The 22,927-nt window shown below is 59.8% G+C and carries 22 protein-coding genes; 15 read left to right on the top strand and 7 right to left on the bottom strand.

The features are described 5' to 3' along the window. Positions 1–71: 71 nt before the first annotated feature. Together AAEZ10_RS24855 and AAEZ10_RS24850 are read right to left on the bottom strand one after the other, a co-directional pair. Positions 72–1,925: an Lnb N-terminal periplasmic domain-containing protein gene (locus AAEZ10_RS24855; RefSeq protein ID WP_024014368.1), complete on the bottom strand. Its 1,854-nt coding sequence runs from the start codon at positions 1,923–1,925 to the stop codon at positions 72–74. A gap of 96 nt (positions 1,926–2,021) precedes the next feature. After that, positions 2,022–2,510 carry a DUF3015 domain-containing protein gene (locus AAEZ10_RS24850; RefSeq protein ID WP_016773112.1) on the bottom strand — a complete coding sequence of 163 codons (489 nt, stop codon included), beginning with the start codon at positions 2,508–2,510 and terminating at the stop codon, positions 2,022–2,024. 302 nt (positions 2,511–2,812) lie between these two features. Here AAEZ10_RS24850 and AAEZ10_RS24845 point away from each other — a divergent pair, with 302 nt between their 5' ends. Then, the gene (locus tag AAEZ10_RS24845; RefSeq protein WP_024014367.1) at positions 2,813–5,251 is read left to right on the top strand and encodes a Lon protease family protein; all 2,439 of its coding nucleotides are present in this window, start codon (positions 2,813–2,815) and stop codon (positions 5,249–5,251) included. Positions 5,252–5,575: 324 nt separating this feature from the next. Then, complete coding sequence (locus tag AAEZ10_RS24840; RefSeq protein WP_016773114.1) at positions 5,576–5,896, top strand: PA4575 family protein; 321 nt, start codon at positions 5,576–5,578, stop codon at positions 5,894–5,896. On the opposite strand, the gene AAEZ10_RS24835 is transcribed toward AAEZ10_RS24840, so the two are convergent. Next, positions 5,893–7,722: a hypothetical protein gene (locus AAEZ10_RS24835; RefSeq protein ID WP_110646712.1), complete on the bottom strand. Its 1,830-nt coding sequence runs from the start codon at positions 7,720–7,722 to the stop codon at positions 5,893–5,895. The two genes, AAEZ10_RS24840 and AAEZ10_RS24835, sit on opposite strands and share 4 nt — an antisense overlap. A gap of 160 nt (positions 7,723–7,882) precedes the next feature. Between AAEZ10_RS24835 and AAEZ10_RS24830 the strand changes: the two genes are divergently transcribed. The 3 genes from AAEZ10_RS24830 to bamJ all read left to right on the top strand — a co-directional run bounded on the left by AAEZ10_RS24830 (position 7,883) and on the right by bamJ (position 9,546). Continuing rightward, on the top strand, positions 7,883–8,371 hold the full coding sequence (locus AAEZ10_RS24830; RefSeq protein ID WP_016773116.1) for a TIGR00645 family protein: 489 nt from the start codon (positions 7,883–7,885) through the stop codon (positions 8,369–8,371). 131 nt (positions 8,372–8,502) lie between these two features. Next, positions 8,503–8,808: a DUF6482 family protein gene (locus tag AAEZ10_RS24825; RefSeq protein WP_110603155.1), complete on the top strand. Its 306-nt coding sequence runs from the start codon at positions 8,503–8,505 to the stop codon at positions 8,806–8,808. Positions 8,809–8,928: 120 nt separating this feature from the next. Then, on the top strand, positions 8,929–9,546 hold the full coding sequence (bamJ, locus tag AAEZ10_RS24820) for a BamJ family beta-barrel-assembly machinery protein (protein ID WP_016773117.1): 618 nt from the start codon (positions 8,929–8,931) through the stop codon (positions 9,544–9,546). Between the two features lie 139 nt (positions 9,547–9,685). Here the strand turns inward: bamJ and AAEZ10_RS24815 are convergent, their stop codons facing one another. The 3 genes from AAEZ10_RS24815 to AAEZ10_RS24805 form a co-directional block, all read right to left on the bottom strand. Then, on the bottom strand, positions 9,686–9,943 hold the full coding sequence (locus tag AAEZ10_RS24815; protein ID WP_016773118.1) for a PA4570 family protein: 258 nt from the start codon (positions 9,941–9,943) through the stop codon (positions 9,686–9,688). Positions 9,944–10,147: 204 nt separating this feature from the next. Further along, positions 10,148–10,489 (bottom strand): zinc ribbon domain-containing protein YjdM, encoded by a 342-nt coding sequence (locus AAEZ10_RS24810; RefSeq protein WP_350571400.1) that lies wholly within the window; start codon positions 10,487–10,489, stop codon positions 10,148–10,150. Positions 10,490–10,648: 159 nt separating this feature from the next. Beyond that, positions 10,649–11,617, bottom strand: a complete 969-nt coding sequence (locus AAEZ10_RS24805) for a polyprenyl synthetase family protein (RefSeq protein WP_016773120.1) — start codon at positions 11,615–11,617, stop codon at positions 10,649–10,651. 241 nt (positions 11,618–11,858) lie between these two features. Between AAEZ10_RS24805 and rplU the strand changes: the two genes are divergently transcribed. From rplU to AAEZ10_RS24780, 5 genes are all read left to right on the top strand, one after another. After that, positions 11,859–12,170: a 50S ribosomal protein L21 gene (rplU, locus tag AAEZ10_RS24800; RefSeq protein WP_007924746.1), complete on the top strand. Its 312-nt coding sequence runs from the start codon at positions 11,859–11,861 to the stop codon at positions 12,168–12,170. 35 nt (positions 12,171–12,205) lie between these two features. Then, positions 12,206–12,463, top strand: coding sequence for a 50S ribosomal protein L27 (gene rpmA / locus AAEZ10_RS24795; protein ID WP_016773121.1), 258 nt, complete (start codon positions 12,206–12,208; stop codon positions 12,461–12,463). A gap of 193 nt (positions 12,464–12,656) precedes the next feature. Then, positions 12,657–13,880, top strand: coding sequence for an Obg family GTPase CgtA (cgtA, locus tag AAEZ10_RS24790; protein WP_016773122.1), 1,224 nt, complete (start codon positions 12,657–12,659; stop codon positions 13,878–13,880). 137 nt (positions 13,881–14,017) lie between these two features. Further along, positions 14,018–15,136: a glutamate 5-kinase gene (gene proB / locus AAEZ10_RS24785; RefSeq protein WP_039761700.1), complete on the top strand. Its 1,119-nt coding sequence runs from the start codon at positions 14,018–14,020 to the stop codon at positions 15,134–15,136. 10 nt (positions 15,137–15,146) lie between these two features. Further along, positions 15,147–15,614, top strand: a complete 468-nt coding sequence (locus AAEZ10_RS24780; RefSeq protein WP_041477794.1) for a CreA family protein — start codon at positions 15,147–15,149, stop codon at positions 15,612–15,614. A 184-nt stretch (positions 15,615–15,798) separates the two neighbouring features. Here AAEZ10_RS24780 and rpsT read toward each other — a convergent pair whose 3' ends face one another. After that, positions 15,799–16,071 carry a 30S ribosomal protein S20 gene (gene rpsT, locus AAEZ10_RS24775; protein ID WP_003228351.1) on the bottom strand — a complete coding sequence of 91 codons (273 nt, stop codon included), beginning with the start codon at positions 16,069–16,071 and terminating at the stop codon, positions 15,799–15,801. Positions 16,072–16,323: 252 nt separating this feature from the next. Between rpsT and murJ the strand changes: the two genes are divergently transcribed. The 5 genes from murJ to fkpB all read left to right on the top strand — a co-directional run bounded on the left by murJ (position 16,324) and on the right by fkpB (position 22,725). Next, positions 16,324–17,862, top strand: coding sequence for a murein biosynthesis integral membrane protein MurJ (gene murJ / locus AAEZ10_RS24770; RefSeq protein WP_016773124.1), 1,539 nt, complete (start codon positions 16,324–16,326; stop codon positions 17,860–17,862). Between the two features lie 129 nt (positions 17,863–17,991). Continuing rightward, positions 17,992–18,930: a bifunctional riboflavin kinase/FAD synthetase gene (ribF, locus tag AAEZ10_RS24765; protein WP_016773125.1), complete on the top strand. Its 939-nt coding sequence runs from the start codon at positions 17,992–17,994 to the stop codon at positions 18,928–18,930. Between the two features lie 13 nt (positions 18,931–18,943). Beyond that, complete coding sequence (gene ileS / locus AAEZ10_RS24760; RefSeq protein WP_350571395.1) at positions 18,944–21,775, top strand: isoleucine--tRNA ligase; 2,832 nt, start codon at positions 18,944–18,946, stop codon at positions 21,773–21,775. After that, positions 21,768–22,280 carry a signal peptidase II gene (gene lspA / locus AAEZ10_RS24755; RefSeq protein WP_350571393.1) on the top strand — a complete coding sequence of 171 codons (513 nt, stop codon included), beginning with the start codon at positions 21,768–21,770 and terminating at the stop codon, positions 22,278–22,280. The genes ileS and lspA overlap by 8 nt, the downstream gene beginning before the upstream one ends. Further along, the gene (gene fkpB, locus AAEZ10_RS24750) at positions 22,273–22,725 is read left to right on the top strand and encodes an FKBP-type peptidyl-prolyl cis-trans isomerase (RefSeq protein ID WP_151551937.1); all 453 of its coding nucleotides are present in this window, start codon (positions 22,273–22,275) and stop codon (positions 22,723–22,725) included. Before lspA ends, fkpB begins: the two co-directional genes overlap by 8 nt. Positions 22,726–22,927 lie beyond the last annotated feature (202 nt).

Genomic DNA, 22,927 nt, shown 5'->3' with positions numbered 1-22,927 from the left:
ACTACTATTGACTGAACCAACGCTTTCGCGAGCAGGCTCGCTCCCACAGGGAGATTCACACAGGCTCGGGATCAGTAGTGATACCACTTCACTTCCAGCATGACTTCTGTTTCCGGGCTGGCGAGCTGGCTGAATTCGCGCTGCGCGCTCAGGCGCAAACCGAGGTTGCGCGACAGCTCCCACTGCTGATTCAGGCTCAGGCTGCGGCGCACTTCGCCGTTGAAGAAGTAGTCGCCCTTGGCCTCCAGGCTCAGATTGCCCAGCGGGTTTTTCCATAGCACGCCGGTGTTGAAGCCACCAGCCGGGGAAACGAACTCGGCGAAGTCGTTGTTGTGCTCCACGCGCACCGTGCCCAGCGCAAAGCCGAGCACGTCTTCGCCCAACTGCCACGTGCCGCCGCCGCCACCGTTGACATGGCTGACCAGCGTTTCGTCGTCATGCTTGCCCGGCACCCGCTCAAGGCCACCGGTGACTTGCCACGACAGCGGTTGCAGCAGCTCGTTGCGCGGTGTCAGCGAACGAATGGTCGCCAGGTCCAGTTGCTGTAACTGCCAGTCATTGCCTTCGTACTGGCGCAGCTTCAGTTGCAGGATCTCGATCTGCGCCCCGAGAGGAAAGCTTTCGGCGTTGTCATTGAGGTCGTGATAAGCCATGCGCAAGCCGTATTCGCCAAAGGCGCGATCGCCTCGCGTACCGAGGCCGGCCTGCCAGGTGCGGGACTCGTGGCCATCTTCGGGCAGACCGGGTTGCGGTATTTCCAGCTCCGGCGCCGGGTTCTTGTTGATCGCCCGCAGCAGTTCGAAACTGCGCTGCGCTCGTTGCGGATCGCGCTCCTGACCGTTGGCGCGGTAGCGCTCCAGACGATAGGCGGCGTCGACGATCAGCGCCTGACGTGCGCGGGGCAGGGCTTTGAACGTTGGCTCTTGCAGGACTTTTTGATCGGCGCTGACTTTCAGCACCCATTGCTGTTCATCATCGCTCAACGGCTCGGCGCGGCTGAGCAGTTCACGTTCGCGGGACGGGCGATATTCGATGTGCTCGACCAGCCCGGCCTCTTTCACCGCTTTGACGGTGTCGGTGGGGATTGCGGTCAGCGGAAATTGTTCGGTCAGGCGCAGGCTCGGCCGCGCCACTTGCAGCAGCTCCAGCAAGCGATACGAGCAGTTTTCGTCGAAGAAGAAATAGTCGAACTGGATCTGCTTGAGCTCCCACACATGTTCGACCATGCGTGCGGTTTCTTCCTGGGTCAGATTGAGCCGGTATTCCCACAGATCGCGGTTTTCCAGGCTGCGGTATTCCGACAGTTTTTCCTGATACGGCACCAGCGCGAACAGCCCCGGGTAGCCGCCCATCAAGCCTTTCCAGGCATACAGAATGCTGTTGTCCGAGCCTTCGATGTAGGCGCCGAAGTTGATCGCGTAGCTGAGCAGCGAGGTCTTGTCGGCCTGCACGTCCGCCTGATCGATGCGCAGCAGGGTGTGGCCGAACATCGACGACGGGCTGTTGAGGTACGCCGCCGGGAAAATCATCACCGCGCTGTGCGGCGAGACGTCCTTGAACCATTGCTTGTATTCGGCGCATTCCGGCGCTGGCAGGTCAGCGAGATTGAGCTGCGCTTTCAGCCAGCGCGTGCGCGCGGGGTATACGCATTGTGCGTGTTGCTCGCCGAGACTGGCCGGGGCGTACAGCGCCTGCACGGTGGCGGCCAGTTCGCGGTCCGGATGCTCGTTGCCGTCGGGCGCGAGAAAGAACTTCTTGTCGCTGACATAGCTGCGCCAGCCGCCGAGTTTGGCGGTTTCGTAATGACCGAGGGAAATCCAGAAGCGGTCGTTGGCCAGTTGCTGCAAACGTTGAGGATCGATGTGAGGCGCGGCGGACAGCGGGGCGCAGACACAGAGCGCCAGCCAGGCAAGGCGTTTGAGCATAGTCGGCAACTTGAACAGGAAAGAAATAAAAGACCCAAAGAGGGGCGGGCCAAAAAAACAAAACCCGCTTCCCGAAGGAAGCGGGCGGGGTCGAGCTTAAGCCTGAGTTGCGTACTTGGCCAGACGTGGGTCCGATTTCAGTACTGCCAGGGTGTTGGTATGCACGTCTTCAGCGGTCACGTCAGCTTTGCTGAAGATCTGCTGGAAGTGCTCGTGGGTCACTTGCGCGAAGTGCGCACGATCTTCCGGTGCTACGCCCAGGACCACGGCATAAGTGGTCAGCGCTTCGCCATTGCCTTTGGCCATGTCTTCGGACAGCTCGTTCATCATGCCATTCATGGCGAACCATGATTTACCGCCGTAGGTCAGCGATGCGTTGGTCGAGCAACCGTTGGTGCCGGAAGTCATACCGAACGTGGCGTTACCGGAAGTGCCGTTGGTGGTGGAAGCAAGGAAGTGCGCCGGGGTGCCACGCTGACCTTCGAACAGCATGTTGCCCCAACCGCAATCCGGGCCGCCCGGGGCTTGCGCCATTGCGTTGATGGATACAGCGGTGAAGAGAGTACCGAGAAGAATCCGTTTCATAGCTTTGTTCTCTTTATGTGCATACCAATGGACAGGGTTCTGGCCCTTCGTGCTCTGCCCGAGGACAAAGCCGAAAGTGTCAGTGGGCCGGTATTAGTTCCAGCCGCGCAGTTTGGAGTTTAGGCACGTTCCAGCGGTTCCGTGACTTTTTGCAAAATATTTGGAATAAACCTCTGATTTATCGGGACGCGTCGGCCGGCCGCGCGCTTGTCTATGCTTTGTCATGTGGCGCGCCTTGCCAGTGGGGCACGGGCAGCGCCAGAATGCCGCTACCTGCCCCGCCTGATTGTTAAGGAAGCCCGATGCCTGATCCTGTTGCTGCCAGCCTGCGTCTTGCGCCCGAAGCGCTGACTCGTCCGTTTTCCGCTGAACAGTTCAGCTTCACTAGCACCAATGATCTGGAGCCCTTTCGCGGTGTGCTCGGCCAGGAACGCGCGGTCGAAGCCTTGCAGTTCGGTGTGGCGATGCCACGCCCCGGTTACAACGTATTTGTCATGGGCGAGCCCGGCACCGGCCGGTTCTCGTTCGTCAAACGCTACCTGAAAGCCGAAGGCAAACGCCTGCAGACCCCGGCGGACTGGGTCTACGTCAACAACTTCGATGAGCCGCGCGAACCGCGCGCACTGGAGCTGCCATCGGGCACGGCGGCCTCGTTCATCGGCGACATCAACGGCCTGATCGACAACCTGCTGGCGACTTTTCCGGCAGTTTTCGAACACCCGTCCTACCAGCAGAAAAAAAGCGCCATCGACCGCGCCTTCAATCAGCGCTACGACAAGGCGCTGGACATCATCGAACGCCTGGCCCTGGAAAAAGACGTCGCCCTGTACCGCGACAGCAGCAATATCGCCTTCACGCCGATGCTCGACGGCAAGGCCTTGGACGAAGCCGAATTCGCGCAGTTGCCGGAAGCCGAGCGCGAGCGTTTTCACGATGACATTTCCGGCCTCGAAGAGCGCCTGAACGAAGAACTCGCCAGCCTGCCGCAGTGGAAGCGCGAGTCGAACAATCAACTGCGTTCGCTCAACGAAGAAACCATCACCCTGGCCTTGCAGCCGTTGCTGGCGCCGCTGTCGGAGAAGTACGCAGAGAACGCCGGGGTTTGCGGTTACCTGCAAGCGATGCAGGTCTACCTGCTGAAAACCGTGGTCGAACAACTGGTCGACGACAGCAAGACCGACGCCGTCGCGCGCAAGTTGCTGGAAGAACAATACGCACCAAGCCTGGTGGTCGGGCATCCGGCCAGCGGCGGTGCACCGGTGGTGTTCGAACCGCATCCGACCTACGAAAACCTGTTCGGCCGCATCGAGTACACCACCGATCAGGGCGCGCTCTACACCACTTACCGGCAGTTGCGTCCGGGTGCGCTGCACCGCGCCAATGGCGGTTTCCTGATTCTCGAAGCGGAAAAAATGCTCAGTGAGCCGTTCGTGTGGGATGCGCTCAAACGCGCCCTGCAATCGCGCAAACTGAAAATGGAGTCGCCGCTGGGCGAGATGGGCCGCTTCGCCACCATGACCCTGAATCCGCAGCACATCCCGTTGCAGGTCAAAGTCATCATCATCGGTGCGCGGCAGCTGTATTACACGCTGCAGGATCTCGATCCGGACTTCCAGGAGATGTTCCGCGTTCTGGTCGACTTCGACGAAGACATCCCGATGGTCGACGAAAGCCTCGAGCAGTTCGCCCAGCTCCTGAAAACCCGCACTTCGGAAGAAGGCATGGCGCCGCTGACCGCCGATGCGGTGGCACGACTGGCGACCTACAGCGCACGGCTGGCCGAGCATCAGGGGCGCTTGTCGGCGCGCATTGGCGATCTGTTCCAACTGGTCAGCGAGGCGGATTTCATTCGCCATCTGGCCGGCGATGAAATGACCGACGCCGGCCATATCGAACGCGCCCTGAAAGCCAAGGCCACTCGCACCGGGCGGGTCTCGGCGCGGATTCTCGACGACATGCTCGCCGGGATCATCCTCATCGACACCGACGGTGCGGCGGTCGGCAAGTGCAACGGGCTGACAGTGCTGGAGGTCGGCGATTCGGCGTTCGGCGTGCCGGCGCGGATTTCCGCCACGGTCTATCCGGGCGGCAGCGGCATCGTCGACATCGAGCGTGAGGTCAACCTCGGCCAGCCGATTCACTCCAAAGGCGTGATGATCCTCACCGGTTATCTGGGCAGCCGTTACGCCCAGGAATTCCCGCTGGCGATCTCGGCGAGCATTGCGCTCGAGCAGTCTTACGGCTACGTCGATGGCGACAGTGCGTCGCTGGGCGAGGCGTGCACGCTGATTTCGGCACTGTCGAAAACCCCGCTCAAGCAATGTTTTGCCATCACCGGTTCGATCAACCAGTTCGGCGAAGTGCAGGCAGTCGGCGGGGTCAACGAGAAGATCGAAGGCTTCTTCCGCCTCTGCGAAGCACGCGGCCTGACCGGCGAGCAGGGCGCAATCATTCCCCAGGCCAACGTCGCCACGCTGATGCTCGATGAGAAAGTCCTCGCCGCCGTGCGCGCCGGGCAGTTCCATGTGTATGCGGTGCGTCAGGCCGATGAAGCGCTAAGCCTGCTGGTGGGCGAGCCGGCCGGGGAGCCGAACGCCGATGGCGAATTCCCCGAAGGCAGCATCAATGCGCGAGTGGTCGAGCGCCTGCGCGATATCGCCGAGATGATCAGCGAAGAGGACCTGAAGGAGGCCGAGAAGGAACTGGCGCAGGAGGCCCTCGCCGAAGCCAAACCGGCCTGACAGGCTTGCAATAAACCCTGTGGGAGCGAGCCTGCTCGCGAAAGCGCTGTATCAGTCGACGAATGAGTTGGCTGATCCATCGTCTTCGCGAGCAGGCTCGCTCCCACAATGCTTTTCCAGATTGATCTCTGCGGTGATCTTCGGGGAATGTGCCACTACTCTGGCGCCAATATTCACACAATGACCATTCGGCGCCTTCTGGTTCCATTTGGCTTGCGCGGGACACTTTTCTTCTATTCTCAGGTCAAGGATATCGACAGTATCACTGGATCGAGCCAGTCCTCCCGTGGGGGCTGAATACCGGCTTTACCGAGGGTCGCCGCCATGTCGCGCAACCTCTGTCTCACCCGTCAATGCCTGGGTCTGGTGACCCGGATCGAATGCGCCGTCAAGCCGCTGGCCGGCGACAACGGCATGTGGACGCTGCTCTTCGCGGCCGGCATGGCCGGCGAACAACCTTCCGCGATCAAAGCCCAAGGCCCGTTTCACGGCCCGGTCGCGGCCGAGTCGATTCTCGACACCATCGTTGAAAGCCTGACCTTGCATGGTTACGAACTGGCCGATGATCCGCAGATCTGGAGCCTGCACCTGCAAGCGCAGTTGCGGCAGATCAACGGCGGTCGTGGGCGCAGCCTCAACGGTTAAGGCGCCGTCTGGTCCACCGGCGCCTTGTCGAGCTTGACCTCAAAGCCGTATTGCACGGTGGCGAGGTCGGTGCGCTGATAGGTCTCCACGCGAGTCGGGCGACCATAAAAGTAGTGCACGCCGAGTAGCGCCGGGCCTTCTGCACTGGCGTCGTGGCTGACCGAAAGAATCTGCTTGAGGTAGTGGCCGCTGTCGTCCTTGACGAAGAAGCGCCACTCGTTGGCCGGGAAGGTTTTCAGGTCGACCACCAGCGTGTTGTCCTTGATCGCCAGGCCTTTGGGCAATGACTGCGCGTCGTAGGATTGCTTGGTCACTGTGGCCAGAAACAACGGCATCGAGCCCACGGCAATCGCCGGGGTTTCCGGAAACAGATTCAGATCATAAGTAATCGTCGCTTGCAGCGGATCGACCTGGTACGCCTCGGGCGGCAGTTCGATCGGCTCGTCGAGTTTGCCGCCGCGCTTTTCCGTGAAGAAGGTCACGGGACTGACGCCGGGGTTGAGTTCGTCGCCAAGCAATTCGTCATTGAAGGTGCGGCGGTGGGAAAACTCGATACGCGCCGCGCTCGGCTCTTCAACCGATTGATGAATGCGCACGCCGGCCTTCAATTGTTCCTCAGTCAGGTCCGCGCCTTTGAGCCAGTTGGCGGCGAGATCGTCATACACCACAACTGGCAGGTCCAGCGGCTGCACGGCTTTGGCCGTGGTGTGTGGATTGAAGGTGCGCACCGGCAGGTCCAGGGATTTGCGCGTCACTGTTGCCGAGGAGAAGTCGAGCACGCTGACTTCCAGTGTGTCGATCGGGCCGTGGAAATACACCTTGTTGTAGCGGCGTGGGTGGTCTTTCTCGAAGGCTTGCTGGTCGTCGCTGAGCTGTTTTTCCAGGGTGTCGCTCCAGCTCTTCTGCTTCTGTAACTGCGTCAGTTGCTTCTGGTAAAACTCGACCTGCTCCGGGCTTTCGTTGATCGAACCGGCGCGCACCAGGTATTGGCCACTGGCGTCGCGGGCCTGGACGATCAGCGGATTGATCCGGGTTTCGGCAACTTCTGCCGCGAGCGGCAGGCTGTTGCTGACTTCGACCTCGGCGTAGTTCTTTTCCAGCTTGAGCAGCTTGACGCTGAGGTTGTCGTTGCTGCGGGTTTGGCCGACGTCTTTCTGCGTCAGGTCAAAGCTGTACAAGCGCCGTGGCGCGATGACTTCGACCTGGCCTTGCAGGCTGACCGGTTGCGGCAGGCTTTTCTTGTCGACGTTGAGGCCATCGATGAACGGGTAGGTCACCGTCAGGTCATCGGGATTGGTCACGTTGGAGCTGGACGGGCTGAGCTGAATGCCGGGGTCGGTCTCCGACCACTCCGGCTGCCAGGCGATCACGCGTTTGTTGCTCAACGTCACCGAATGCCATTCGATGCCGTGCGGAAACAGGAACCCGCCGGGAATGTTCAGGTTGAACGGGAATACCGGCTGCAGATCGGTGAGGTAATCCGAGCTGGCGTCCTTGTGCAGCACGAACAGGCCGTCGATGAAGGTATCGACCAGTGCTTGCGGGGTAGGGTAGTGCTTGAGCACGGCGAGGGCGTCTGCGCCGTATTCGGTGTGCGGCGCGATGTCGTCGAGCTTGAGCCGGGCGCGTTCGAGCAACAGCAGCGAACCGCCGAGTTCGGTGATGGCGTCCTTGAGCTTGGGATCGCTGATCGTGTCCAGTGACTGTTCGAAGGTGGCGGTTTTTTCGTCGAGGTTGGCGACTTGTTTTTCATCGCCGGGCGAGCAACCGCCGATGAGCAAGGCGAGGCAGATTCCGGCAGTCGTCAAGGCTGATCGCACATCCATTTCCACGCGTCCTGTCCACTGTCATTGGGCTGTCAATGCTTTGGACACTAGCAGAAAAACTTTGTCACACACACGCAGGTGGCGGATTTTCCGGCGGTTTCTGGCTGTCACAGCGGGCTGTTATACTCGCCGCCATTTCCAGCCCCTTGTGTGAGAGTCAATGGAACGCTTTATCGAAAATGCAATGTACGCCACCCGCTGGCTGCTGGCGCCGATCTACATCGGCCTGTCCCTCGGTCTGCTGGCGCTGGCATTGAAGTTCTTCCAGGAAATCATCCATATCCTGCCCAATGTCTTCGCCATGGCTGAATCGGATCTGATTCTGGTGCTGCTGTCGCTGATCGACATGGCGCTGGTGGGCGGTCTGCTGGTGATGGTGATGATTTCCGGCTACGAGAACTTCGTCTCGCAACTGGACATCGACGAAGGCAAAGAGAAGCTCAGCTGGCTGGGCACCATGGACTCGTCGTCGCTGAAGATGAAGGTCGCGGCGTCGATCGTGGCGATTTCTTCGATCCACCTACTGCGTATCTTCATGGATGCCAAGAACGTCGATCCTGAGCATCTGATGTGGTACGTGATCATTCACATGACTTTTGTGGTGTCCGCGTTTGCCATGGGTTACCTGGACAAGGTCACCAAGCACTGATCAGCCGATCAAGGCAAAAAAACCGCCCGCCTGTTGCGAAACAGACGGGCGGTTTCGTTTGTGGCTTGTGCTTTCAAGCGCAGCGGCCTATGCCTGTAACGGTGCGATTCGCCACGGTGTGAGGTGCTTCCATGAACCTGCAAGAGTTGAACGCGTTTGCTGTTGCCAAAAAGGTCGACGAGTTGAACCTGATCTCCATGGAAGGGGGCATTTACCTGTTGGAAGCGAGGATGCATGGGACGGCGTATCCGTTAAGCGATCTCAAGGGCAATATGCTGACGCTGCGCTCAGTGGAGCACGCGCGGGATCTGCTGCATGCCTTCCCGGTTCTGCCCTTCAACCTTGTGCACACCTCAGTCCATGACGAAATGTGCGGGCTGGTCGCTGACCTCGATGAAAGCCTGAAAGTGCCGCTCGCCTGGCGCTCGGCCCTGTAGCCCCGGCCCCAAGTCCGGGGTATCTGTGCTAGTCTGCTCGCCCTTTTGGTTCCGGGCGCGCCGGGACGCGCTGTGCACGCACGGCAAGTCCTGTGGCCGTCCGCACAGCGGAGCAGTGTCATGTCCGAAGTAAATCTGTCCACCGACGAAACCCGCGTCAGCTACGGTATCGGCCGTCAACTCGGCGACCAGCTGCGCGACAACCCGCCACCGGGTGTCAGCCTGGACGCGATCCTGGCCGGTCTGACCGACGCTTTCGCCGGCAAGCCAAGCCGTGTTGGCCAGGAAGAAATGTCCGCCAGCTTCAAGGTGATCCGCGAGATCATGCAAGCCGAAGCAGCGGCCAAGGCTGAAGCAGCGGCTGGCGAAGGCCTGGCCTTCCTCGCCGAAAACGCCAAGCGTGACGGCATCACCACCCTGGCTTCCGGCCTGCAATTCGAAGTACTGACTCAGGGCGACGGCGCCAAGCCGACCCGTGAAGACCAGGTGCGTACGCACTACCACGGCACCCTGATCGACGGCACTGTGTTCGACAGCTCCTACGAGCGCGGCCAGCCTGCAGAATTCCCGGTTGGCGGCGTGATCGCTGGCTGGACCGAAGCCCTGCAACTGATGAATGCCGGCAGCAAATGGCGCCTGTACGTGCCGAGCGAACTGGCTTACGGCGCGCAAGGCGTGGGCAGCATCCCGCCGCACAGCGTTCTGGTGTTCGACGTCGAGCTGCTCGACGTTCTGTAATACCGAGCCTGCCTTGATGGCGGGCTGAAAAATGTGGGAGCGAGCTCGCTCGCGAAGGCGGTTTTTCAGTCGACTCATTCGTTGACTGATTTATCACTTTCGCGAGCAAGCTCGCTCCCACAGGTTTTTTTAATGCTGCTCATATTTCGATCTTGTTGTGCAGCTCATTGGTCGGGCGCAACGCCCGGGCATAGCAGAACAGGAACAGATTGCGCACCAGCTCCTTGAGCACCAGCGGCTCGCTGGAATTGAGGCTGCTGACGTCCAGATCGCCTTGATCCTGCAGCTCATGCAAGGCTTCTTCTTCAAGCACTGCGCAGACTTCGCCGGTTTCCCGATGGAGGATTCTGAGGTAAGGGTGTGGGCGATCCAGCCAGGCGTCGATCAAATAAGTCATGGGGCTCATCTCCTTGAAAGGTTTCAATGAGAATAATTCTTATTCATCAAATAGCAAGTGCCTATTGGCGGATCGTGGAGTTTTCCGGGTAAAGGTTGTGTCAGGTCAAAATGGCTGGCTGATGGCCATGCGCGGATTCATTGAGCTGAAGCGGGGAGGGCAAAGCTCCATCCCACGGCTGGCGCAGGATGGATGACGCAAGGCTCAGACTTTTCTGACGAACTCGGATTTGAGCTTCATCGGACCGATGCCGTCGATCTTGCAGTCGATGTCATGATCGCCATCGCACAGGCGGATGTTCTTGACCTTGGTGCCGACCTTGACCACCAGCGACGTGCCTTTGACCTTGAGGTCCTTGACCACGGTGATGGTGTCGCCGTCCTGCAGGACGTTGCCGACCGAATCTTTCTTCACGGCATCATCAGCCGCCACTTCGGCTTCGCCGCTCGCAGACCACTCGTGGGCGCACTCGGGGCAGACCAGTTGGGTGCCGTCTTCGTAGGTGTATTCGGAATTGCATTTCGGGCAGGGTGGCAACGTGCTCACTAAGGTTCCTTGGGTATCAGGAGGGATAAAGGGCGCACATTGTATAGGGTTTTAGCTTTTCAGGCAGGCAAAAGCAAAAGATCGCAGCCTTCGGCAGCTCCTACGGTGATGTGCAGGAGCTGCCGAAGGCTGCGATCTTTTGATCTTGTTTCAGCAATATCAGTGCGTGCGGGCTACCGCGAACTCGCTCAGCTCCACCAGCGCATCGCGGTATTCGCTGGCCGGCAGCGCCTCGAGGCACTTGATCGCGCGGGCCACGTAATCGCGGGCCAGTTGCGCGGTGTACTCCAGCGAGCCGGACGCTTCGACGGCGATGCGGATGCTTTCCAGGTCTTCGATCCCGCCTTTCTGGATCGCCTGACGCACCAGTGCCGCCTGTTCGGCCGTACCTTCGCGCATGGTGTAGATCAGCGGCAGGGTTGGCTTGCCTTCGGCCAGATCGTCGCCGACGTTCTTGCCCAGGGTTTCCGCGTCGCCTTTATAGTCGAGCAAGTCATCAACCAGCTGGAACGCCACACCCAGGTGATCGCCGAACGTGCGCAGGGCTTCACTCTGCTCGGCGGTCGCGCCAGCCAGGGCGGCGGCGCTGTGGGTCGAGGCTTCGAAGAGCATCGCGGTCTTGCCGCGGATGACTTCCATGTAGGTTTCTTCGCTGGTGCTGGCGTCACGCACCTTGGACAGCTGCAACACTTCGCCTTCAGCGATGATCCGCGTGGCTTGAGACAAAATCTTCATCACCGGCATCGAGCCCAGTTCGACCATCATTTCGAACGAGCGCGAATACAGGAAGTCGCCGACCAGCACGCTCGGGGCATTGCCCCACATGGCGTTGGCGGTCGAGCGGCCACGGCGCATGCCGGACATGTCGACGACGTCGTCATGCAGCAGGGTCGCGGTGTGCAGGAATTCGATGGTGGCGGCCAGCAGGCGCATGTCGTCGCCTTCGCGACCCAGGGCCTTGCCACACAGCAACACTAATAAAGGACGCAGGCGTTTGCCGCCGGCCGACGTGATGTAATCGCCGATTTTCGATACCAGCGGCACTCGAGACGTCAGCTGCTTCTTGATGATGCCGTCGACGGCGCTAAAATCGTCCGCCACCGCGCGGTAGAAAGCTTGGGGTTGCATCAGCGAGAGTCGCTCCAGAAGGGTTGCGCGGCATGCTAGGACCCCCGTCCAGACCTGTCAAGGCGCGATGGACGGCCACTTGCGCGAGGCGGATTGCTTGCGTACAATCGCGCACCCTGAACTTCCTGGGCAGCACCTGCCTTACGCAATTGCACTTGGGCCGTTCCAGCCCCATGCAGCCATGCCAGCCAATACCTCTTCTTATAAAGAGCTGGGTGAGCAGGATTATCGGAGAAATACCATGTACGCAGTAATCGTTACCGGCGGTAAGCAATACAAGGTCGCTGAAGGTGAATACCTGAAGATCGAAAAACTGGAAATCGCTACTGGCGAATCCGTGACTTTTGATCGCGTTCTGCTGGTCGCCAACGGCGACGACGTGAACATCGGCGCACCAGTTGTTGCTGGCGCAACCGTCAAGGCTGAAGTGATCTCCCAAGGTCGTCACGATAAAGTCCGCATCATCAAGTTCCGTCGCCGTAAGCACCACATGAAGCGTATGGGCCACCGCCAGTGGTTCACCGAGATCAAAATCACCGGTATTCAGGCTTAATTACAGCCTAATTCCTCACTAGGAGAATTGAACTCATGGCACACAAAAAAGCTGGTGGTAGTACCCGTAACGGTCGCGACTCAGAAGCCAAACGCCTTGGCGTGAAGATGTATGGCGGCCAGGTCATCAAGGCCGGCAACATCATCGTGCGTCAGCGCGGCACCCAATTCCACGCTGGCTACGGCGTTGGCATGGGCAAGGATCACACTCTCTTCGCTAAAATCGAAGGCGTGATCAAGTTCGAAGTAAAGGGCGCCTTCGGTCGTCGTTACGTGAGCGTAATCGCGGCTTAATCGCGAGATCGCTGGAGAAGCCCTGTCTTGCGACGGGGCTTTTTCGTTTGTGGGGTGAGTCTCTTGCAAAGCTGTTTGTATGGGCTGTCGGCGTGCGATGCAGGTCGTGTCTTGGGGTCGCTGCGCTCATTTTTGCAAGAGTCTTATGTCTTGATTGTTTTTCGGCTCGTCCGTACGGCGAGAGGCGTTGGTTATGAAGTTTGTTGATGAAGTATCGATTCGCGTAAAGGCCGGTGACGGTGGCAACGGTGCCATGAGTTTTCGCCGGGAAAAATTCATTGAAAACGGCGGCCCGAACGGCGGTGATGGCGGTGACGGCGGTTCCATCTACATGATGGCCGACGAAAACCTCAACACCCTGGTCGACTACCGTTACACCCGTCACTTCGATGCCGAGCGTGGCTCCAACGGTGGCAGCACCGACTGCACCGGCAAGAAGGGCGAAGACCTGATCCTGCGCGTGCCGGTCGGCACCACCGTGATCGACTCTGCCACCCAGGAAGTCATCGGCGACCTGACCAAGGCCGGTCAGAAACTGATGGTAGTGCAGGGCGGCTGGCACGGTCTGGGCAACACCCGTTTCAAATCCAGTACCAACCGTGCACCGCGTCAGACCACGCCAGGCAAGCCGGGCGAGCAGCGCGACCTGAAACTGGAAATGAAAGTGCTGGCCGACGTCGGTCTGCTGGGCTTGCCGAACGCCGGTAAAAGTACCTTTATCCGTTCGGTCTCGGCCGCCAAGCCGAAAGTCGCCGACTACCCGTTCACCACACTGGTGCCGAACCTGGGTGTGGTCAGCGTCGATCGCTGGAAAAGCTTCGTCATTGCCGACATTCCGGGCTTGATCGAAGGCGCTTCCGACGGTGCCGGCCTGGGCATTCGTTTCCTCAAGCACTTGGCGCGTACGCGTCTGCTGCTGCACCTCGTCGACATGGCGCCGCTGGATGACTCCAGTGCTCCGGACGCAGCTGAAGTGATCGTCAACGAGCTGATCAAGTTCAGCCCGTCGCTGGCCGAGCGTGATCGCTGGCTGGTGCTGAACAAGTGCGACCAGATTCTTGAAGAAGAGCACGATGCTCGCGTCAAGGAAATCGTCGATCGCCTGGAATGGACCGGTCCGGTTTACGTGATCTCGGCCATCGCCAAGATCGGTACCGAGCGTCTGTGCCACGACATCATGCGTTACATGGAAGACCGTGCCGATCGCCTCGCCGCAGATCCTGCGTACAAGGAAGAGCTGGCCGATCTCGATCAGCGCATCGAAGACGAAGCCCGTGCGCAGTTGCAGGCGCTGGACGACAAGCGTGCCCTGCGTCGCAGCGGCGTGAAGTCGGTCCATGACATCGGCGACGATGACTGGGACGAAGAAGATGTGGATGACGAAGACGGTCCGGAAATCATTTACGTGCGTGACTGATCCGTTGCGATAAACTTGAACGCCGCTCAATCGAGCGGCGTTTTAGTATCCGGAAATCGATCGTTGGTCAGCAATCGCCACGATTAACGTCACGGGCAGTGCCAGGTCGCGCTGCCCTCAAGCTAAGGTTGAAGATGATGCGGAGCAAGGTGACAGGTGCGCAGCGTTGGGTCGTGAAGATCGGCAGCGCTTTGCTGACAGCTGACGGCAAAGGGCTGGATCGCGCGGCAATGAGTGTCTGGGTCGAGCAGATGGTGGCGCTGCATGAGGCGGGCGTCGAGCTGGTGCTGGTGTCCTCCGGGGCGGTGGCGGCCGGCATGAGTCGCTTGGGCTGGACCGCACGACCCAGCGCCATGCACGAGCTCCAGGCGGCCGCTGCAATCGGTCAGATGGGGTTGGTGCAGGCGTGGGAGTCGAGCTTCGCCGAGCATGGCCGGCACACTGCGCAGATTCTCCTCACCCACGACGACCTCTCCGACCGCAAGCGCTACCTCAACGCCCGCAGTACCTTGCGTGCGCTGGTCGAGCTGAAAGTCATTCCGGTGATCAACGAAAACGACACCGTGGTCACCGATGAAATCCGTTTCGGCGATAACGACACGTTGGCGGCGCTGGTGGCCAATCTGGTCGAGGCCGATCTGCTGGTGATCCTTACCGATCGCGACGGCATGTTCGACGCCGATCCGCGCAACAATCCCGATGCGCAGCTGATTTATGAAGCACGCGCCGATGATCCGACGCTGGATGCGGTTGCAGGCGGTACCGGTGGTGCGCTGGGGCGCGGCGGCATGCAGACCAAGTTGCGTGCGGCACGCCTGGCAGCGCGTTCCGGTGCGCACACCATCATCGTCGGCGGGCGGCTTGAGCGTGTGCTTGATCGTCTCAAGGCGGGCGAGCGCATCGGCACGCTGCTATCGCCGGAGCGCGGCATGCTCGCGGCGCGCAAGCAGTGGCTGGCCGGGCATCTGCAAACCCGTGGCACCCTGGTGCTGGATGAGGGGGCGGTGTCGGCGTTGTCCAAGGGCAACAAAAGTCTGCTGCCGGTGGGGGTGAAACTGGTTCAAGGCAGTTTCCGTCGCGGTGAGATGGTCGTCTGTGTGGCGCCGGACGGTCGGGAGATCGCTCGGGGTCTGGCCAATTACAGCGCCCTGGAAGCGCAAAAAATCATCGGTCAGTCGTCGGATGCGATTGTCGGTTTGCTCGGTTACATGGCGGAGCCGGAACTGGTTCACCGTGACAATCTGATTCTGGTCTAAGGAAAATTCGATGCGTGTAGCGAAAGGTTTATTGGGCCTGCTGATGGCCATGCCATTGCTGGTCTCGGCCGAGGAAATCGGTCAGGTGTCGACGGTGTTCAAGTTTGTCGGGCCGAATGACCGGATCGTGGTCGAGGCCTTCGACGATCCGAAAGTCGAGGGCGTGACCTGCTACCTGTCGCGTGCCAAGACCGGCGGAGTGAAGGGTGGTCTCGGTCTGGCCGAGGATCGTGCCGAAGCCTCGATCGCTTGTCGTCAGGTCGGGCCGATCAAGTTCAAGGGTGAGTTGAAGGACGGCGACGAGGTGTTCAAGGAGCGCACCTCGCTGGTGTTCAAGACCATGCAGGTGGTGCGTTTCCTCGACAAGAAGCGCAACACGCTGGTGTATCTGGTCTACAGCGATCGCTTGATCGAAGGTAGTCCGCAGAATGCGGTGACGGCGATCCCGATCCTGCCGTGGGTGCCGGTCCAGCAATAAGCGCCACCAATCCGAACTGTGGGAGCGAGCCTGTTCGCGAAGAGGTCGTGTCGGTCGATAGAAATATCGACTGGCAGATCGCATTCGCGAGCAGGCTCGCTCCCACATTTTTTTGCCTGTAGCTTGTTAAATCACAGGCAATAAAAAACCGACCCTGAGGTCGGTTTTTTAATGACTACGTCGATTAAGCGGCTTCTTTCAGCGCTTTGACGTGGCCATTCAGACGGCTCTTATGACGAGCAGCCTTGTTCTTGTGGATGATGCCTTTATCGGCCATACGGTCGATAACTGGCACAGCCAGAACGTATGCAGCTTGAGCTTTTTCAGCGTCTTTTGCGTCGATGGCCTTAACTACATTCTTGATGTAGGTACGAACCATGGAACGCAGGCTGGCGTTGTGGCTGCGACGCTTCTCAGCCTGTTTTGCACGTTTTTTGGCGGAAGGTGAGTTGGCCACCGTCGAGCTCCTCGAAAGACTTTTTAGGAAATAGCAAACAAAATAGGCCGCGAATCATGCCGATGAAGACTTGTCTTGTCAAGGGCACTTGAATCGTTCCGCTAAGTGGTAGGTATAAAGAGGCGGGATATTTATTTCCGGCGCTTGACCTGTAAACTCGCGAGCTTTGGCTCTGTGCTGTTGCGGCGCGGAGTATCGCACAAGTAGGCGCATTGTTCGCCTGCTGTTTATCGACAGGCACAAACTCTCTCAATGAATCTGCTCAAATCGTTGGCCGCCGTCAGCTCTATCACGATGCTTTCCCGGATTCTGGGTTTTGTTCGTGACACGCTGATCGCGCGGACATTCGGCGCCGGGATGGCCACGGATGCCTTCTTTATTGCGTTCAAACTGCCCAACCTGCTGCGGCGCATCTTTGCCGAAGGGGCTTTCTCCCAGGCGTTCGTGCCGATCCTGGCCGAATACAAAAGCCAGCAGGGCGAAGAGGCGACGCGTACCTTTATTGCCTATGTATCCGGCCTGCTGACGCTGGTATTGGCGGTGGTGACGGCGCTGGGCATGATCGCCGCCCCTTGGGTGATCTGGGCCACAGCGCCCGGTTTTACCGATACCCCGGAGAAATTCCAGCTCACTTCCGATCTGTTGCGGGTGACCTTTCCTTATATATTGCTGATCTCGCTGTCGTCGCTGGCCGGCGCGATCCTCAACACCTGGAACCGCTTCTCGGTGCCGGCCTTCGTGCCGACTCTGCTCAACGTCAGCATGATCGTGTTTTCGCTGTTCCTCACGCCGTACTTCGATCCACCGGTCATGGCCCTTGGCTGGGCGGTGCTGGTCGGCGGTCTGGCGCAGCTGCTGTATCAGCTGCCGCACCTGAAAAAGATCGGCATGCTCGTGCTACCACGCCTGAACCTGCGCGACAGCGGCGTGTGGCGGGTGATGAAGCAGATGCTGCCGGCGATTCTCGGCGTATCGGTCAGTCAGATTTCGCTGATCATCAACACCATCTTCGCCTCGTTTCTGGTCGCAGGTTCAGTGTCGTGGATGTATTACGCTGACCGCTTGATGGAATTGCCGTCGGGCGTGTTGGGTGTGGCACTGGGCACGATTCTGCTGCCGACACTGGCCAAGACCTACGCCAGCAAGGATCGCCACGAATACTCGCGGATCCTCGATTGGGGGTTGCGCCTGTGCTTTGTGCTGGTACTGCCGTGCGCATTGGCGCTGGGAATTCTTGCTGAACCGCTGACTGTTTCATTGTTTCAATACGGCCAGTTCAGTGGCTTTGATGCCGAGATGACCCAGCGTGCGCTGATTGCCTATTCTGTCGGCCTGCTCGGGATTATCGTGATCAAAGTGCTGGCGCCGGGCTTTTATGCGCAACAGAACATTCGCACCCCGGTGAAAATCGCGATTTTCACGCTGGTCTGCACGCAGTTGTTCAACCTGGCGTTGATCGGCCCACTGGCCCATGCCGGCCTTGCCTTGGCGATCAGTGCCGGTGCTTGCCTGAACGCCGGGCTGCTGTTCTATCAGCTGCGCAAGCAAAAGATGTATCAACCGCAACCGGGCTGGGGCAAATTCGGCTTCAAGCTGGTCGTTGCGGTGACCGTGATGTCGGCGGTGTTGCTGGCGGGCATGCATTTCATGCCCGCGTGGGATGAGGGGCATATGCTCGAGCGCTTCCTGCGCCTGGGCGCGCTGGTGGTGGCCGGTGTGGTGGCGTATTTCGGTATGTTGCTGCTGCTGGGTTTCCGTCTGCGCGACTTCAATCGCAAGGCCTTGAGCTGAGGTTTCAGCCTTCATGAGCAGGCATGAGCCGGCGGTTTTGTCGGCTCGTTCACTTTGCGTTACGGTGTTGCCTGTCGTCGGCCGTCGGGTGTGGTTATAATCGACCACTTTATGAGCAAGAAGCGCGTTATGCAGCTGGTTCGAGGCCTCCACAACTTGCGCCCCCAGCATCGGGGCTGCGTCGCCACTATTGGCAACTTTGACGGTGTTCACCGTGGTCACCAGGCTATCCTGGCCCGGCTGCGTGAGCGTGCGCTCGAGTTGGGCGTACCCAGCTGCGTGGTGATTTTCGAGCCGCAGCCACGGGAGTTCTTTGCTCCCGACACCGCACCGGCACGTCTGGCGCGGTTGCGCGACAAGCTGCAATTGCTGGCCGCTGAAGGCGTCGACCGGGTGTTGTGCCTGGCGTTCAACCAGCGGCTGAGCAAGCTCAGCGCCAGTGAGTTCGTCGATACCATTCTGGTCGATGGCCTTGGCGTGCAGCATCTGGAGGTCGGTGACGATTTCCGTTTCGGTTGCGACCGCCTCGGCGATTTCGATTTTCTGATGCAGGCCGGGCAGGTTCACGGTTTCACCGTCGAAGCGGCGCAAACCGTCGAGCTGGACGGCATTCGCGTCAGTAGCACGCAGGTGCGCAACGCCTTGGCTGCGGCCGATTTTGCCCTGGCCGAACGCTTGCTCGGCCGTCCGTACCGCATCGCCGGTCGCGTGTTGCATGGGCAGAAACTGGCCCGGCAACTGGGCACGCCCACTGCCAACATTCAACTCAAGCGTCGTCGCGTGCCGTTCACCGGGGTCTATCTGGTGAATGTCGACATCGACGGCAAGACCTGGCCCGGTGTCGCCAATATTGGCGTGCGCCCTACGGTGCAAGGGGATGGCAAAGCCCACCTCGAGGTCCATCTGTTAGATTTTGCCGGCGATCTGTATGACCGGCGTTTGACGGTGGTTTTCCACCAAAAGCTGCGTGAAGAGCAGCGCTTCGCCTCTCTGGAGGCATTGAAAACGGCGATCAATGCGGATGTCGCCACCGCCCGTGCACTAGCCGCACCTAGCGCCCATCGCTAATGAAGAGCCTTAAATGACCGACTATAAAGCCACGCTAAACCTTCCGGACACCGCCTTCCCAATGAAGGCCGGCCTGCCACAGCGCGAACCGCAGATCCTGCAGCGCTGGGACAGTATTGGCCTGTACGGAAAGTTGCGCGAGATTGGCAAGGATCGTCCGAAGTTCGTCCTGCACGACGGCCCTCCGTACGCCAACGGCACGATCCACATCGGTCACGCACTGAACAAGATTCTCAAGGACATGATCATCCGCTCGAAAACCCTGTCGGGTTTTGACGCGCCGTATGTCCCGGGTTGGGATTGCCACGGCTTGCCGATCGAGCACAAGGTGGAAGTGACCCACGGCAAGAACCTCGGCGCGGATAAGACCCGCGAGCTGTGCCGTGCCTACGCCACCGAGCAGATCGAAGGGCAGAAGTCCGAGTTCATCCGTCTCGGCGTGCTGGGCGACTTCGCCAACCCGTACAAGACCATGGATTTCAAGAACGAGGCCGGTGAAATCCGCGCCCTCGCCGAAATCGTCAAGGGTGGTTTTGTCTTCAAGGGCCTCAAGCCAGTGAACTGGTGCTTCGATTGCGGTTCGGCTCTGGCTGAAGCGGAAGTCGAGTACGAGAACAAGAAGTCCTCGACCATCGACGTTGCGTTCCCGATCGCCGACGAAGCCAAACTGGCTGCGGCCTTCGGTCTGGCCTCGCTGAGCAAACCTGCTGCGATCGTGATCTGGACCACCACCCCGTGGACCATCCCGGCCAACCAGGCGCTGAACGTGCACCCGGAATTCAACTACGCCCTGGTCGATATCGGCGACAAGCTGCTGGTGCTGGCTGAAGAGCTGGTCGAAGCCTGCCTGGCGCGCTATGGCGTGGAAGGTTCGGTCATCGCCACCACCACCGGTAAAGAGCTGGAGCTGATCAACTTCCGTCACCCGTTCTACGATCGTCTGTCGCCGGTGTACCTGGCTGACTACGTTGAGCTGGGCGCTGGCACCGGCGTAGTTCACTCCGCCCCGGCCTACGGCGTGGACGACTTCGTGACCTGCAAGAAATACGGCATGGTCAACGACGACATCCTCAACCCGGTACAGAGCAACGGCGTGTACGTGCCGTCGCTGGAATTCTTCGGCGGCCAGTTCATCTGGAAGGCCAACCCGGCCATCGTAGAAAAACTGACCGAAGTCGGTGCGCTGATGCACACCACCGTCATCGAACACAGCTACATGCACTGCTGGCGCCACAAGACCCCGCTGATCTACCGCGCTACTGCGCAGTGGTTCATCGGCATGGACAAGGAGCCAACCAGCGGCGACACCCTGCGCGTGCGCTCGCTCAAAGCCATCGAAGACACCAAGTTCGTTCCGGCCTGGGGCCAGGCGCGTCTGCATTCGATGATCGCCAACCGTCCGGACTGGTGCATCTCGCGTCAGCGCAACTGGGGCGTGCCGATCCCGTTCTTCCTCAACAAGGAAAGCGGCGAGCTGCACCCGCGTACCGTCGAGCTGATGGAAGAAGTCGCCAAACGCGTTGAAGTCGAAGGCATCGAAGCCTGGTTCAAACTCGACGCCGCCGAACTGCTCGGTGATGAAGCGCCGCAATACGACAAGATCAGCGACACCCTCGACGTCTGGTTCGACTCGGGCACCACGCACTGGCACGTTCTGCGCGGTTCGCACCCGATGGGCCACGAGAGCGGCCCGCGTGCCGACCTCTACCTGGAAGGTTCCGACCAGCACCGTGGCTGGTTCCACTCCTCGTTGCTGACCGGTTGCGCCATCGACAACCACGCGCCATATCGCGAGCTGCTGACGCACGGCTTCACCGTCGACGAGTCCGGCCGCAAGATGTCCAAATCGCTGGGCAACGTGATCGCGCCGCAGAAGGTCAACGACACCCTGGGCGCCGACATCATGCGTCTGTGGGTCGCTTCGACCGACTACTCCGGCGAAATGGCCGTGTCCGAGCAGATCCTGCAGCGCAGCGCCGATGCCTACCGTCGTATCCGTAACACCGCGCGCTTCCTGCTTTCCAACTTGACCGGTTTCAATCCGGCCACCGACCTGCTGCCTGCTGAAGACATGCTGGCGCTGGATCGCTGGGCGGTGGATCGCACGCTGCTGCTGCAACGCGAGTTGCAAGAGCACTACGGCGAATACCGTTTCTGGAACGTCTACTCGAAGATCCACAACTTCTGCGTGCAGGAGCTGGGTGGTTTCTACCTCGACATCATCAAGGACCGCCAGTACACCACCGGCGCCGACAGCAAGGCCCGGCGCTCGTGCCAGACCGCGCTGTTCCACATCTCTGAAGCGCTGGTGCGCTGGATCGCGCCGATCCTCGCCTTCACTGCTGACGAGCTGTGGCAATACCTGCCGGGCGAGCGTAACGAGTCGGTGATGCTCAACACCTGGTACGAAGGCCTGACCGAGCTGCCGGAAGGCTTCGAGCTGGGTCGCGCCTACTGGGATCGCATCATGGAAGTGAAGGTTGCGGTCAACAAAGAGATGGAAATCCAGCGTGCGGCGAAAGCCGTCGGTGGCAACCTGCAGGCCGAAGTGACGCTGTTTGCCGAAGAGGCGCTGAGCGCCGATCTGGCCAAGCTGAGCAATGAGCTGCGCTTTGTCCTGATCACCTCGACTGCCAGCGTTGCACCGTTCGTTCAGGCTCCGGCCGATGCAGTGGTTACCGAAGTCAGCGGGCTGAAACTGAAGATCGTCAAATCGGCGTTCCCGAAATGCGCGCGTTGCTGGCATTGCCGCGAAGACGTCGGCGTGAACCCGGAGCATCCGGAAATCTGCGGGCGTTGCGTCGACAACATCAGCGGTGCTGGCGAGGTTCGTCACTATGCCTGATGCCATTGGCCGTTTCGGACGGCTGAGCTGGCTCTGGTTGAGCCTGCTGGTCCTGGTCATTGACCAGGCCAGCAAGTTCTACTTCGAAAGCAAGCTCGAAATGTTCCAGCAGATCGTGATCATTCCCGACCTGTTCAGCTGGACCCTGGCCTACAACACCGGCGCTGCCTTCAGCTTCCTCGCCGACAGCTCCGGCTGGCAGCGCTGGCTGTTTGCCCTGATCGCCATTGTTGTCAGTGCCGTGCTGGTGGTCTGGCTCAAGCGTTTGGGTCGCAACGACACCTGGCTGGCCGTCGCCCTGGCGTTGGTGCTGGGTGGCGCGCTGGGCAACCTGTATGACCGCGTTGCCCTGGGCCATGTGATTGACTTCATCCTGGTGCACTGGCAGAACCGCTGGTATTTCCCGGCGTTCAACATTGCCGACAGTGCGATCACCGTTGGCGCGATCATGCTGGCACTGGACATGTTCAAATCGAAGAAAACCGAAGAGGCTGCTCATGACTGAATCGCTATCGACTGAGCAACGCATCGGCCAGAACACCGAAGTTACGCTGCACTTTGCCTTGCGCCTGGAAAACGGTGACACCGTCGACAGTACCTTCGACAAGGCCCCGGCGACGTTCAAGGTCGGCGATGGCAACCTGCTGCCGGGCTTCGAAGCCGCACTGTTCGGCTTCAAGGCCGGCGACAAGCGCACCCTGACCGTCGAGCCGGAAAACGCTTTTGGTCAGCCGAACCCGCAGAACGTGCAGACCATCCCGCGTTCGCAGTTCACCGACATGGAGTTGTCGCCGGGTCTGCTGGTGATCTTCAACGATGCGGCCAATACTGAATTGCCAGGTGTGGTGAAGGAATTCGACGACACGCAAGTGACCGTCGACTTCAACCACCCGCTGGCGGGCAAGACGCTGACCTTTGACGTGGAAATCATTTCCGTCAAAGCGATCTAAAAATGCAGGAGTGAGCTTCTGTGGCGAGGGGATTTATCCCCGCTGGGGTGCGAAGCGCCCCCAGACCAGTCAACGGATTCTCAGATGAGTCCGTTGACGGTCTACGACTGCTAAGCAGCCGAGCGGGGATGATTCCCCTCGCCACAACAAGCAGGTCTCCACAGTCTGTTTTCCATTGTTTTCGCGCGCAAGACACGAGGCA

Source organism: Pseudomonas sp. H26/SER47-MNA-CIBAN-0231 (genome assembly GCF_040310465.1).
Classification (GTDB): Bacteria; Pseudomonadota; Gammaproteobacteria; order Pseudomonadales; family Pseudomonadaceae; genus Aquipseudomonas; species Aquipseudomonas atacamensis.
Note: the sequence above shows the minus strand (reverse complement) of the source record. Positions and strands in the feature narration are given on the sequence as shown.

Coding starts and splice junctions, on each gene's coding strand:
- AAEZ10_RS24855 (WP_024014368.1), bottom strand. CDS start 1,925: ATGCTCAAACGCCTTGCCTGGCTGGCGCTCTGTGTCTGCGCCCCGCTG.
- AAEZ10_RS24850 (WP_016773112.1), bottom strand. CDS start 2,510: ATGAAACGGATTCTTCTCGGTACTCTCTTCACCGCTGTATCCATCAAC.
- AAEZ10_RS24845 (WP_024014367.1), top strand. CDS start 2,813: ATGCCTGATCCTGTTGCTGCCAGCCTGCGTCTTGCGCCCGAAGCGCTG.
- AAEZ10_RS24840 (WP_016773114.1), top strand. CDS start 5,576: ATGTCGCGCAACCTCTGTCTCACCCGTCAATGCCTGGGTCTGGTGACC.
- AAEZ10_RS24835 (WP_110646712.1), bottom strand. CDS start 7,722: ATGGATGTGCGATCAGCCTTGACGACTGCCGGAATCTGCCTCGCCTTG.
- AAEZ10_RS24830 (WP_016773116.1), top strand. CDS start 7,883: ATGGAACGCTTTATCGAAAATGCAATGTACGCCACCCGCTGGCTGCTG.
- AAEZ10_RS24825 (WP_110603155.1), top strand. CDS start 8,503: ATGAACCTGCAAGAGTTGAACGCGTTTGCTGTTGCCAAAAAGGTCGAC.
- bamJ (WP_016773117.1), top strand. CDS start 8,929: ATGTCCGAAGTAAATCTGTCCACCGACGAAACCCGCGTCAGCTACGGT.
- AAEZ10_RS24815 (WP_016773118.1), bottom strand. CDS start 9,943: ATGACTTATTTGATCGACGCCTGGCTGGATCGCCCACACCCTTACCTC.
- AAEZ10_RS24805 (WP_016773120.1), bottom strand. CDS start 11,617: ATGCAACCCCAAGCTTTCTACCGCGCGGTGGCGGACGATTTTAGCGCC.
- rplU (WP_007924746.1), top strand. CDS start 11,859: ATGTACGCAGTAATCGTTACCGGCGGTAAGCAATACAAGGTCGCTGAA.
- rpmA (WP_016773121.1), top strand. CDS start 12,206: ATGGCACACAAAAAAGCTGGTGGTAGTACCCGTAACGGTCGCGACTCA.
- cgtA (WP_016773122.1), top strand. CDS start 12,657: ATGAAGTTTGTTGATGAAGTATCGATTCGCGTAAAGGCCGGTGACGGT.
- proB (WP_039761700.1), top strand. CDS start 14,018: ATGCGGAGCAAGGTGACAGGTGCGCAGCGTTGGGTCGTGAAGATCGGC.
- AAEZ10_RS24780 (WP_041477794.1), top strand. CDS start 15,147: ATGCGTGTAGCGAAAGGTTTATTGGGCCTGCTGATGGCCATGCCATTG.
- murJ (WP_016773124.1), top strand. CDS start 16,324: ATGAATCTGCTCAAATCGTTGGCCGCCGTCAGCTCTATCACGATGCTT.
- ribF (WP_016773125.1), top strand. CDS start 17,992: ATGCAGCTGGTTCGAGGCCTCCACAACTTGCGCCCCCAGCATCGGGGC.
- ileS (WP_350571395.1), top strand. CDS start 18,944: ATGACCGACTATAAAGCCACGCTAAACCTTCCGGACACCGCCTTCCCA.
- lspA (WP_350571393.1), top strand. CDS start 21,768: ATGCCTGATGCCATTGGCCGTTTCGGACGGCTGAGCTGGCTCTGGTTG.
- fkpB (WP_151551937.1), top strand. CDS start 22,273: ATGACTGAATCGCTATCGACTGAGCAACGCATCGGCCAGAACACCGAA.